Origin of the sequence: Pseudomonas profundi (assembly GCF_008638305.1) — a bacterium.
Taxonomy (GTDB): Bacteria; Pseudomonadota; Gammaproteobacteria; order Pseudomonadales; family Pseudomonadaceae; genus Halopseudomonas; species Halopseudomonas profundi.
In genome coordinates, this window is the sequence record NZ_VTPZ01000001.1 from 130,267 (window position 1) to 142,643 (window position 12,377).

Below are 12,377 nucleotides of genomic sequence, written 5' to 3' on the forward strand. Positions count from 1 at the left end.
AGATCAGCAACAGCGGAAATGATCCAGCGGGGAATGTTCCATACCCTGGCGCTTGTGCCAGTCATGGAAGCGCTCAAGCAACAGCGGCTGCAGCTCAAGCGTGTAATAGGCCGCAGGATTGGGAACGCCCATCATCTCGGCAAACACCAGGAGCATGAACAGATCATCCTCGTCGCGCCTGGCGCGGGCAATCGCGCCGCGATAACGGGTGCTGTAGACCTCTTCCAGAAAAAAGCGCGCCCGGCCTAACCAGGCGCGCCATTCGGATGGCGTCTTGCTGGACATCAGCTTTCCGATGCTGCCAGGGCACGGTGACGCTTCAATGCAGCGGCGCACTCCAGCGCCACCAGAACCGCGGCGACCAGCACGACAATATCCAGCCCGAGCAGGAACCAGTTACCTGTTTCATAGAAGCTACGCAACTGGAACAGCAGCGCGATGACGGTCATGACCAACAGGAAGCACAGCGGCGCCAGCGTAAACCACATGGGGCGACGCAGATGCACCAGCATGACAGTGATCACCAGCAGCGTCAGGCCGGCCAGTAGCTGGTTGGTGGTACCAAACAGCGGCCAGATGATCATGCCGCCGGAGCCATCCGCTCCGCCTGCTCCGAATGCAAGCAGCAGACAGGTGCCCACGGCCAGCAAGGTGGCCGGCAACGGCTTGGTCATCCACTCCTGCTTATAGATCTCGCCCCACTCCTGGAAGATATAACGCTGCAGGCGCAGGCCGGTGTCCATGGTGGTACCGGCGAACAGCGCAGCCATTACAGTCAACAGCGTCGCAGCGGTGACCTCGGGTACACCCAGACCGTTATGGATGATGAACGCGCCGCCCTCAACGAAGGCCTTCACCCCGCCCTGGCCAAAGGCGCTGTACATCGCCTGCCAGTCAGCGAGACTGGCAAAACCAGCCGAAGCGACCAGGATCGCCGCGAGTGCCAGCCCACCTTCACCGATGGCGCCGAAATAGCCGACAAAGCGCGCATCCGTTTCACGATTCAGCTGTTTGGAGGTCGTCCCCGAAGACACCAGACCATGGAAGCCGGAAATCGCACCGCAGGCGATGGTGACGAACAACAGCGGCACCATTGAAGGCGTACCCGCTGGCACATCGATGTTCAGCATCGGCGCAATCATGGTCGGGTTAAGCAGTACGATCGCGCCGTACAGAACAATCAGACCAACGAACAGCTGCAGCCCGTTGATGTAATCGCGCGGCTGCAGAAGCACCCAGACCGGCAGTACTGAGGCAATGGCGGCGTACAGAAACAGCAACAGGATCCACATGGCGTTGCCGGACATGCCTGCAACTTCCGCGGGCATCTGCAGGGGCACCGACGGCCCTATCCAGATCATGGCATAGAGCGCTACGACGCCCAGTACCGAGACCACAGGCAGCGACAGGATCCGGCGATAGATCAGCTGGCCGATGATCAGCGCCACGATGATCGCACCCCAGACCGGCACCACCGCCGTCGGGAAACTCATCATCAGATTTGCAATCACCACGGCGAACACTGCGTTCACCATCAACAGCACCAGGAAGATCACGATCATGAAGATGCTGCGTGCGCGCTTGCCGACCACATCGCCGGTAAGCGAGCCGACTGATCGGGCCTTGTTACGAACGCTTGCCCAGATGGCGCCGGTGTCATGCACGCCGGCAAAGAAAATAGTGCCGAACACTACCCAGGCGAACGCCGGTGCCCAGCCCCAGATCACCGCAATGGCCGGCCCGACAATTGGCGCGGCACCTGCTACAGAAGTGAAATGGTGACCCCAGAGGACGAATTTGTTGGTCGGGACGAAGTCGATGCCGTCCTCAAATTCATTGGCAGGGGTTCGGTAATCGGGATCCAGACGGTAGATTTTTTCGGCAATGAATTTGGAGTAAATGAAATACCCCAGGGCCATAAGGACCAGGCCGATCGCCAACAGAATCGCGGCACTCATGTAGTGCTCCTTGGTTATTGTTAGAGGATTTCTGAACTATCTCACCGCCTGCAAGCAGCGGCGTAATGATTCAGAGGCTTCCTTAGCATCAAGCAGATTCCGGGCAGGCCCGAAACCTGTTTAATATAGTCATTATTCAGCCATCAGCCCAGCCCGAAAGCGCCTCACGATAAAGACAGGCTAATCGTGCTCGACGTAAATCAGCTCATCCGTATCGAAGCCAAGCTCGTCGGCCCGCGACTCGAACGCTTCGATCAGCTGGTCACTCACCTGCGGTTCACGCGAAAGCAGCCAGAGATAATCGGTATTGTTGCCGGCCACCCAGGCGTACTGGTAGTCCTCCTTGTCGAGTTCGAAGATGGCGTAGGAACTGTAAAACGGGCCGAAGAACGAGACCTTGAGGTGACCGATATCCTCGGAATAGACGAAGTAGCCCTTGCCTTCGGCTTCGCTCCACTCGCCCTCTTCCTCGGAATAACCGCGATTCAACACACGGATACCGCCGTCTTCGCGCAGACTGTAGTCCGCTGTCACCTTGCTCAACCCGCGTTCGAAGGAATGGTCCAGGCGGGCAATTTCGTACCAGGTCCCCAAATAACGGTCTATCTCGAAGTTTTCCACCGGCACAACCTTGTCTGGCAGACTCACACAGCCAACCAGCGTTGAAACGCCCAATGCAACCAGTCCGTTACGACACATCATTGTTGTGATCCTCTCTATGCAGGAATTCCAGAATTCGAGTCATCACTGACTGTGTCGCTTCCAGTTGCTCCGCCGAAACGGCGCAGATCTCGGCTGCGCTTTGCACAAAGGTGCCACCATTCGCCAGCGTATCGGCATCCGCGCTGACGAAGGCGTTGACCAACCGGGTAGTGGCTTCAAGGTGAAATTGCAGACCGATTACCCTGTCGCCCAGCTGAAAGGCCTGGTTCTCGCAGGCAGGACTGCTGGCCAGACGTACTGCGCCAACCGGTAGATCGAAGGTTTCGCCATGCCAGTGCAGAACCCTGAGCTCCTCTGGGAGCTGAAAGCACCCCGGGTTGTCATGCTGAATTCCCTGAACCGGATACCAGCCAATCTCACGCTCGTTGGCCGGGAATATCCGGGAGCCCATGACATCGGCAATCAATTGAGCGCCCAGACAAACGCCGAGTACCGGAATACCGGCATCGATAGCATCGCGAATGAACTGCTTCTCGATGGTCAGCCAGGGATAAATGCTCTCGTCATTCACGCTCATGGGGCCTCCCATGACAATCAGGAGGTCAAGCTCGTTCAGCTTTGGCAACAGGTCTCGGGAATACAGGTGGGTTGAGGTAATGCCGTAACCCTGCCGCTGAAGCCATGTTTCAATGGAACCTGGTCCCTCGAAATCTGCGTGTTGTAGATAGTGCGCGCGCATATGCACTCCCGGAATTAACGTTCGTAACGCTTGCCCCAGCATAGTTGTTAACGGCGGGGCGCGGTGAGTTTTACAGCCAATGCCGTTTACGAAAGAAAATCACCAGCCCGATCACCAGGACCAACATCAGTCCCAACACCGCCGGATAACCGTAGACCCATCGAAGCTCCGGCATAACGTCGAAATTCATCCCGTAGACACCGGCAATGAAGGTTAGCGGCATGAACAAGGTGGCAAATATGGTTAGCACCTTCATCACTTCGTTCATACGATTGCTGACGCTGGACAGGTAGAGATCGAGCATGCCGATCAGGAGCTCACGCAGGGTATCTACCGTATCAATCACATGCACGGCGTGATCGTACACATCCCGCAGAAAAAGCTTCGTTTCGGCGTTGATCAGAGGACTTTCATCCCGTGAAAGCCGCGAAAGGACCTCGCGCAGCGGCCAGATTGATTTGCGCAGGAGCAGCATCTCACGCTTGAAATGGTGAATCCTGCCGAGGGTCGCCGGGGTCGGGTTATCAATCAGTTCGTCTTCCAGGGCTTCGATCTGATCGCCGAGGTGTTCCAGCAGCACGAAATAATGGTCCACTACGGCATCGAGCAAGGCGTAGGCGAGATAGTCGGAGCGCATGAAGCGGATGCGTCGGCCGGTGCGGAGCCGCTCGCGGACCGCATCGAATACATCGCCAGGGTGTTCCTGCAGTGAAATCACGTAGCCGTCGCCCAGCACCAGGCTGAGCTGCTCGGAATGAATCTGTTGGCGTTCGGTATCGAATCTCAACATTCGCAGCACGATGTAAAGATAGCCGTCGTAATCCTCGACTTTCGGGCGCTGGTCGGTGTTCAGGATGTCTTCCAGAACAAGAGGATGCAGCGCGAAGGTCTGGCCGATCGCATCGATAAGCTCCGGCTGATTCACTCCGTCGACGTTGAGCCAGGAAACGCGGTCGCCGTCCTTGTACTGGCTCAGCTCATCCAGGTCAGTGAGCGTGTCGTCTGTCAGATGATCCTGGTCATAATCAATCACCCTGATCGGCGTCTCACCGTTGTAAGCCTTGCCGATGTGCACCAGTGTGCCGGGTGCTGCGCCTACCTTGCGGCCGCGCTTGACGACGATCTTGCGAGCCATGTCCTCTCCTTTGGAATTTGAAACGGCACCAGCCCCTATAACCCTAGAGCACGCCCTGCGCCTGCCCCTGTTCGCCCGGCTCAAACCATTTGAGGCGCTCATGCAGGCTCACCACCTCGCCGACGATAAGCAAGGTAGGCGGCCGAATTTCAGTGTCACGTACCCGCTCCGGCATGCTCTCAAGCGTGCCGATCAGCACCTTCTGGTTCATGGTCGTACCCTGCTGGATCAGCGCCATCGGCGTATCAGCACCTCGACCATGTTCGATCAGGCGCGCGCAGATTTCCGGCAGCCCCACCAGGCCCATATAGAACACCAGCGTCTGGCCCGGCGCGACCAGATCAGCCCACGGCAGATTGGTCGAGCCATCCTTGAGATGTCCAGTGATGAAGCGTACCGACTGAGCGAAATCCCGATGGGTCAGCGGAATACCGGCGTAGGTAGAACAGCCGCTGGCTGCGGTGATGCCAGGCACCACCTGGAACGGAACGCCATTGGCCGTCAATTCCTGAATTTCTTCACCGCCGCGCCCGAAGATGAAGGGATCGCCCCCTTTAAGACGCAATACCCGCTTGCCCTCCTTCGCCAGGCGCACCAGCATCTGGTTGATCTGCTCCTGCGGCACGGCATGGTTGGCACGGGCCTTGCCGACGTAGATGCGTTCGGCGTCGCGCCTGCACAAATCGATGATCGCGTCCGGTACCAGACGGTCATGCAGCACGACATCGGCCTGCTGCATCAACCGCAGCGCGCGGAAAGTCAGCAAATCCGGGTCGCCTGGCCCAGCGCCAACCAGATACACCTCGCCGGTGTAGCTTTGTCCGGCCTGAGCCCCAAGCTGACGTTCGAGTAGCGCTTCAGCCGCTTGCTCCTGTCCCGCGAACACCCGTTCGGCAACATCGCCCTGAAAGACGTTCTCCCAGAAAACTCGACGCTGATTGATCTGCGGAAATGTGTCCTTCACGCGACTACGAAAGCGCTTGGCCAACTGTGCCAGCTTGCCGTAACTGTGCGGAAACAAGGTTTCGATACGCGCCCGCGTCAGCCGCGCCAGCACTGGCGCATGGCTGCCGCTGGAAATCGCGATCATCAGCGGTGAACGGTCGACAATGGCGGGGAAAATAACGCTGCAGAGCTCCGGTGCGTCCACCACGTTGACCGGCAAACTCATCGCCTGTGCATCAACGGACACCCGGGTGTTAAGCGGGCCGTCATCCGTCGCCGCGATCACCAGCTGTGCGCCCCTAAGGTCGGCCTGCTGATACGGACGCTCGAAATATTTGCCCCCGGACTGATCGACCAGCTCCTTCAGCGGTGGTTCAACGCGCGAGGCGACCACACGCAGCACAGCGCCGGCTTCGCATAAAAGCCGTGACTTGCGCAGGGCGATCTCGCCCCCGCCGACCACAAGCACCAGACGTCCTTGCAGGTTGTGAAAAAGGGGAAGGTAATCCATGGCAACCTCTGGGTTAGTGATGACGGCACGCAGGTCAGCTGACGGCACGCGCAAAGAACATAGGCGTGCTGCCAGCCTCGCAGCGAGCGTTGTCGCCCAGCTGCGAGAATCTGCTGCCTAACCGATCTGCTCGATGCCGCCCATGTATGGCTGCAGCGCTTTGGGTATGACTATGCTGCCATCAGCCTGCTGATAGTTTTCCAGCACTGCGACCAGCGTGCGCCCCACTGCCAGACCGGAACCATTCAAGGTATGTACCAGTTCCGGTTTGCCGGTTTCCGGGTTGCGCCAGCGCGTCTGCATACGGCGGGCCTGGAAGTCAGCGCAACTGGAACAGGAGGAAATTTCGCGGTACTTGCCCTGGCTGGGGATCCAGACTTCCAGGTCATAGGTCTTGACGGCGCCGAAGCCCATGTCACCGGTACAGAGCGCCAGAGTCCGGTACGGCAGCTCAAGACGCTGCAGAATATCTTCGGCGTGTCCGGTCAGCTCTTCCAGGGCCTGCATGGACGCGTCCGGGCGCACTATCTGCACCATTTCGACCTTGTCGAACTGATGCTGGCGGATCATGCCGCGGGTATCGCGCCCGGCGGAACCGGCTTCACTACGAAAACACGGCGTATGCGCGGTCAGTTTCATTGGCAGCTGTTCCGCGCTGAGAATCTCGCCACTGACCATGTTGGTCAGCGAGACTTCAGCCGTCGGGATCAAATACAGATCACGCTGATCATCCCCCCGCGGCACCTTGAACAGATCTTCCTCGAACTTGGGCAGCTGGCCTGTACCCAGCAGTGCATCGGCCTGCACCAGATACGGTGTATAGACTTCTTCATAGCCATGTTCATTGATGTGTAGATCCAGCATGAACTGGGCTAGCGCGCGGTGCAGCCGCGCGATAGGGCCGCGCATGAGCGCAAACCGCGCACCGGACAGCTTGGCCGCCGTTTCAAAATCCAGATAACCGTACCGTTCGCCCAGCGCGACGTGGTCCTGAACCTCGAAATCGAACGCGCGCGGCGTGCCCCAGCGGCGCACCTCGACGTTGTCGTCTTCGTCCTTGCCGACCGGCACGCTTTCGTCGGGCAGGTTAGGCATGATCAGGAACAGTGCGTCCATTTCCGCCTGAACGGCATCCAGCTCCTGCTTTGCAGCAGCAAGCTCTTCACCCATGCGATCGACGTCAGCCAGCAACGGCTTGATGTCTTCGCCACGCGCCTTGGCCTGGCCGATCGATTTGGAACGGCTGTTACGCTCTGCCTGCAGCGTTTCGGTGCGCGTCTGCACCGTTTTGCGGCGTGATTCCAGAGATTCCAGCGCAGCGACATCGAGTTCGAAGCCGCGGGTGGCGAGGCGTTCAGCGATCTGCTGGGTATGACTACGGACCAGTTTCGGATCAAGCATGGATCATCACTTATTGGTTTTTAGGTGGCAGCCTGGCGAATCATCGGGTCAACGACAGGCCGGCCCAGGTGGCGATCAGACAGATGCACACGCTGAGCAGGATATATAGAAGAGCCGTCAGGCTCTCGCCGTTCTCAAGCAACCGCAGGGTATCCAGCGAGAACGTGGAAAACGTGGTGAACGCACCGAGGAAGCCAATAAACAGCCCCTGGCGCAGCAATGGCGAAAACTCCGGCCGGTGCAACCACAGGCCGTAGAGTATACCGATGATCAGGCAACCAATCAGGTTAACGGCGAAGGTGGCAAGCGGAAAGGATCGCGACCAGTTCGCAGCAATCCATTGCGTCAGGCCAAATCGCGCTAGCGCTCCCAGAGAACCGCCGAGTGCGATCACCGCGATAGTCCTTATCACCGATCGGTTCTCCGTTTAACTGTGCTCTGCTCATCCAGCTGGCGCAGGTGATCCAGCTTCTGGGATATCTTGGATTCGAGCCCGCGATTGACCGGGTGATAGTACTGGCGCGGTTCGAGTTCGTCCGGGAAATAATCTTCACCGGCGGCATAGGCGCCGGGCTCGTCATGGGCGTATCGATAGCCCTGACTGTAACCCAACTCCTTCATCATCTTGGTCGGCGCATTGCGCAGGTGCAGCGGCGGTTCGTGTGAAGGCTGGCTGGCAACATCCTTCATCGCCGCGTTGTAGGCCGTGTACACCGCGTTGCTCTTGGGCGCGCAGGCGAGATAGACAATCGCCTGGGCGACGGCCAGCTCACCCTCCGGGCTGCCTAGGCGTTCCTGTACATTCCAGGCGTTCAGGCACAGCTCCAATGCGCGCGGATCTGCATTGCCTACTTCTTCGCTGGCCATGCGTACGACGCGCCTGGCGATATATAACGGATCACAGCCGCCATCAATCATCCGCGCGAACCAGTACAACGAAGCGTCAGGATTGGAGCCGCGTACCGATTTGTGTAGTGCGGATATCTGGTCGTAGAAGGCTTCACCGCCCTTGTCGAAGCGCCGGCGCGTGTCGTTGAGCAGATCGCTGACCAGAGTGGTTTCGATGGTGCCGCTATCCGGCACCAGATCAGCAGCGATTTCCAGCAGGTTCAACAGACGGCGTGCATCACCGTCAGCGGCGCCGAGCAATATCGTGCGCGCCTCATCGCTGATGGACAGCTCGTGCTCGCCCAGTCCGCGCGCGTCATTCAGCGCGCGGTCGAGCAAATCACTTAATGCTTCATCATCCAGCGACTTCAGGACATACACCCTTGCCCGCGAGAGCAAGGCGTTGTTCAGCTCGAAGGACGGGTTTTCGGTCGTTGCTCCGATGAACAACAGCGTGCCGTCTTCCACGTAAGGCAGGAAGGCGTCCTGCTGGGATTTGTTGAAGCGGTGTACCTCATCGACGAAGAGGATGGTTTGCCGGCCGTTTTGCGCTGCCTGCTGCCGGGCAGTTTCGACTGCCTGACGAATATCCTTCACCCCGGCAAGGACCGCCGAAATGGTCACAAAATGGGCGTCGGTCAAGGTAGCGAGCAGTTTCGCCAGGGTCGTCTTGCCGACGCCGGGCGGCCCCCAGAAGATCATCGAATGCAGGGCGCCCTGCTCCAGCGCAACCCGCAGCGGCCGGCCCGGGCCGAGCAAATGGGACTGACCGGCGTACTCGTCCAGGCTGGCCGGACGCATGCGCGCGGCCAACGGCTGGTGAGGTGCCCGGTCGTCAAACAGCCCCTTGCTATTCACTGATGACATCGACTCCTTGAGGAATCTCGAAGGTGAATCGGCTATCGGGTAGCGGCGGATTCAATACCACGTTCTGGAACAGGATATTGGTGCGCTGCCCAACCGGGTCGCTCATCTGCATGTCGTTCAGTACACCATCGCGGAACGACAGGCGCAGATTGTCGAACATCGATTCATTGTCCTTCGGCTCAAGCACGAAGTCTTCGACCGTGCCGCCCTGGTTCCAGCTGATGCTGAAGCTCTGTTCGATGGTGCTGACATCGCCGGAAAGCAACAGCGCCGGCGTATGCGACATGCGTTGGTCCAGCTGTTGAATGGTGACCTGCTCGAGGTCCGGGTCATACAGCCATATTTTCTTGCCGTCCGAGACAAGCTCCTGCTCCAGCGGCGGATTGGTATGCCAGCGGAACATGCCGGGACGCTTGACCTCCAGCGTGCCCTGGGTCTCCTGCATGCTGGCGCCGTTGGAGCTGAGCGTCATCTGCGAAAAATCAGCAGTAATGGTCCTGGCGGCCGAAAGCAATTCATTGAGCCGTTCCGCAGCTTCACCCTGCCCCTGGGCTGCTGCCGTGAACGGCAGGCTGACGAGACAAAGCGCAGACAAGGTCGAGCGCAACAGGTTCTTGATCATGATTAGGGGGTATCTCCGCTTTAATCGCGCACGGGCGGCGGCGCGATCACCTCGCGCGAGCCGTTGGTATTCATCGGTGTTACAACGCCAGCCATTTCCATGGTTTCAATCATCCTGGCAGCGCGGTTATACCCTATCTTGAGTTTGCGCTGTACTGCTGAAATCGAGGCGCGGCGGCTTTCGGTAACGAAGCGAACGGCGTCGTCGTACAGCGCATCGGTCTCGCTGTCGTCGCCGGCACCGCCACCGGCACTGTCAAAGGCGCCAGCACTGCCATCGTCGACACCATCAAGGATGTCCTGAATATAATCCGGCTCGCCGCGCAGCTTCCATTCATCAACCAGACGATGCACCTCTTCATCGGACACGAAGGCCCCATGCACGCGCACCGGAAGGCTGGTGCCCGGCGGCATATACAGCATGTCACCGTGACCGAGCAGCTGCTCCGCCCCGCCCTGATCAAGAATGGTGCGCGAATCGATCTTGCTCGATACCTGGAACGCCATACGGGTAGGAATGTTGGCCTTGATCAGGCCGGTAATCACGTCCACCGAGGGCCGCTGGGTCGCCAGAATGAGATGGATCCCCGCTGCACGCGCCTTCTGTGCGATCCGCGCGATCAGCTCTTCAACCTTCTTGCCGACGATCATCATCATGTCGGCGAACTCGTCGATCACCACGACGATGGTCGGCAGGGACTCGAGCTCGGGCGCCTCGTCATCCATGGTCTCGCGACGGTATAGCGGGTCGGTCAAGGGCGTGCCGGCTTTCTGCGCGTCCTTCACCTTGCGGTTGAAACCCGCCAGGTTACGCACGCCCATCGCTGCCATCAGCTTGTAACGTCGCTCCATTTCAGCCACGCACCAGCGCAGCGCATTGGCCGCCTCTTTCATGTCGGTTACGACGGGCGCGAGCAGATGCGGAATGCCTTCATAAATCGACAGCTCGAGCATCTTCGGGTCGATCATGATCAGTCTCACCTCATCGGGCTGAGACTTGAACAGAATGCTCAAGAGCATCGCGTTAACGCCGACAGACTTACCCGAACCGGTGGTACCCGCAACCAGCAGGTGCGGCATCTTGGCCAGATCGGCCATTACCGGATTGCCACCGATATCGTGTCCCAGCGCCAGGGTCACCGGCGAATGGGCCTCGTCGAACTCCCGCGTCTGCAACACTTCGGAGAGGCGCACGATCTCGCGGTCCTCGTTGGGAATCTCGATACCGACAGTGGTCTTGCCCGGAATCACTTCAACGACGCGAACACTGATAACCGCCAGCGAGCGCGCCAGGTCCTTGGCCAGGTTGGAAATCTTGCTGACCTTGACCCCGGCGGCGGGCTGAATTTCAAAGCGGGTAATGACCGGACCCGGCTGAACCTTTTCCACCTCGGTCTCAACGCCGAAGTCCTTGAGTTTCAGCTCAAGCAAGCGCGACATACCCTCAAGCGATTCCGCAGAGAAACCCTTGGTTTTCTTGCTTGGCGCATCGAGCAAGGAGATGGGCGGCAGCGAGCCGGGCTCGACGCTGTCGAAGGTGAGCTTTGACTGTTTTTCTTTCTGCAAGCGACTGCTCGGCTCCACCGGCTTCTTCTCCGGGGGTACGATTTCCGGTGGCTGGCGGCTCTGCTGCGACGCAACATGACGCTCAAGCGACTGCTGGCGCTCGGCGCGCAGATCCTCGGCACGCTGCTTGTCCTCGCTGGATATCGACGGCTCGCGTCTGGGCGCAGGAGCGCGCGCAGGGCGCACCGGCTCTTCACGTTCGGACCGGTCAGCAGCACGCCGCGAATGCCAGCCGCTCCATGCACGCTTGACCAGGTCGAGCAGGTCCAGGGTGATCCGTCCGGTCAGGTCCATGACCTTGAACCAGGACAGATTGGTAAATACGGTTATACCGAACAGGAACAGGGTCAGAAACGCCAGCGTGCTGCCATGCAGGTTGAGTACTGGATGCGCCAGATCCTTCAATAACTGACCCAATATGCCACCCGCGCCCGCGCCATCAGGAAAGCTGGCCGGCGCTGAACCATGCAGCGCTGCCAGCGCAGTGCCGGCGAACAGGGTCAGAAAGAAGCCGATCAGACGCCAGGAAAATAACCAGCCGTTCCAGATGAATGGCTGGTGCCGCCGGCGGAACATCTGCCAGACTTTGACTGCAACGATCACTGGAAACAGAAATGCCAGATAACCCAGCGCGAGCAGCAATACATCGGCGATCCAGGCGCCCATCTGCCCACCGGCGTTTTGCACCTGCGATACGTTGCCGCTGTGCGTCCAGCCGGGATCACTGAGATCGTAGGTAAATAGCGCCATGCACAGGTACAGACACAGGGCGATCATAGCCAGCAACGCGCCTTCGCGAAGTCGCAGACTCAGCTGTTCGCGCACCGCTAGATGGGCTGCTTTCTGGGATCGGGTATCCTTCAACGTTCTGGCTTCCGTCATTGTTCAGGGCGCTATTGTACGGCCTACCACGGCTGAATTCACAACCGCCGGCGGTCGGAGGCAGGCTTGCCTGCATTTTGCGTAGTCGAGCAGAGCTCGCCTGCACATTTGCGTTCAGTACTCTGTAAGCACTATCTTTAATTGAGACAATAACTTATATCATCTTGCTGATGAAAGGTCTTATGTATCAACAAGTCGGTG

General features: G+C 59.0%; 11 protein-coding genes. All 11 read right to left on the bottom strand.

Going from position 1 to position 12,377, the window contains the following annotated elements; all coding sequences use genetic code 11:
- Positions 1-3: 3 nt before the first annotated feature.
- Entirely contained in the window at positions 4-285 is a 282-nt protein-coding gene (locus FZE95_RS00645; protein ID WP_150298887.1) for a cory-CC-star protein, read from the bottom strand.
- Positions 285-1,958 carry a carbon starvation CstA family protein gene (locus FZE95_RS00650; protein ID WP_150298888.1) on the bottom strand — a complete coding sequence of 558 codons (1,674 nt, stop codon included), beginning with the start codon at positions 1,956-1,958 and terminating at the stop codon, positions 285-287. The genes FZE95_RS00645 and FZE95_RS00650 overlap by 1 nt, the downstream gene beginning before the upstream one ends.
- A 180-nt stretch (positions 1,959-2,138) precedes the next feature.
- The gene (locus FZE95_RS00655; RefSeq protein WP_223824915.1) at positions 2,139-2,660 is read right to left on the bottom strand and encodes a lipocalin family protein; all 522 of its coding nucleotides are present in this window, start codon (positions 2,658-2,660) and stop codon (positions 2,139-2,141) included.
- The gene (locus FZE95_RS00660) at positions 2,647-3,402 is read right to left on the bottom strand and encodes a type 1 glutamine amidotransferase (RefSeq protein WP_317845766.1); all 756 of its coding nucleotides are present in this window, start codon (positions 3,400-3,402) and stop codon (positions 2,647-2,649) included. Before FZE95_RS00660 ends, FZE95_RS00655 begins: the two co-directional genes overlap by 14 nt.
- 28 nt (positions 3,403-3,430) lie before the next feature.
- Positions 3,431-4,495: a magnesium/cobalt transporter CorA gene (gene corA, locus FZE95_RS00665; protein WP_150298890.1), complete on the bottom strand. Its 1,065-nt coding sequence runs from the start codon at positions 4,493-4,495 to the stop codon at positions 3,431-3,433.
- 43 nt (positions 4,496-4,538) lie between these two features.
- Positions 4,539-5,951, bottom strand: coding sequence for a siroheme synthase CysG (gene cysG / locus FZE95_RS00670; protein ID WP_150298891.1), 1,413 nt, complete (start codon positions 5,949-5,951; stop codon positions 4,539-4,541).
- A 117-nt stretch (positions 5,952-6,068) separates the two neighbouring features.
- Positions 6,069-7,352: a serine--tRNA ligase gene (gene serS, locus FZE95_RS00675; RefSeq protein ID WP_150298892.1), complete on the bottom strand. Its 1,284-nt coding sequence runs from the start codon at positions 7,350-7,352 to the stop codon at positions 6,069-6,071.
- 40 nt (positions 7,353-7,392) lie between these two features.
- Positions 7,393-7,764 (bottom strand): fluoride efflux transporter CrcB, encoded by a 372-nt coding sequence (crcB, locus tag FZE95_RS00680; protein ID WP_150298893.1) that lies wholly within the window; start codon positions 7,762-7,764, stop codon positions 7,393-7,395.
- Positions 7,761-9,107: a replication-associated recombination protein A gene (locus tag FZE95_RS00685; protein WP_150298894.1), complete on the bottom strand. Its 1,347-nt coding sequence runs from the start codon at positions 9,105-9,107 to the stop codon at positions 7,761-7,763. The genes crcB and FZE95_RS00685 overlap by 4 nt, the downstream gene beginning before the upstream one ends.
- On the bottom strand, positions 9,091-9,729 hold the full coding sequence (gene lolA / locus FZE95_RS00690) for an outer membrane lipoprotein chaperone LolA (protein WP_150298895.1): 639 nt from the start codon (positions 9,727-9,729) through the stop codon (positions 9,091-9,093). The genes FZE95_RS00685 and lolA overlap by 17 nt, the downstream gene beginning before the upstream one ends.
- Before the next feature lie 20 nt (positions 9,730-9,749).
- Entirely contained in the window at positions 9,750-12,176 is a 2,427-nt protein-coding gene (locus FZE95_RS00695; protein ID WP_150298896.1) for a DNA translocase FtsK, read from the bottom strand.
- Positions 12,177-12,377 lie beyond the last annotated feature (201 nt).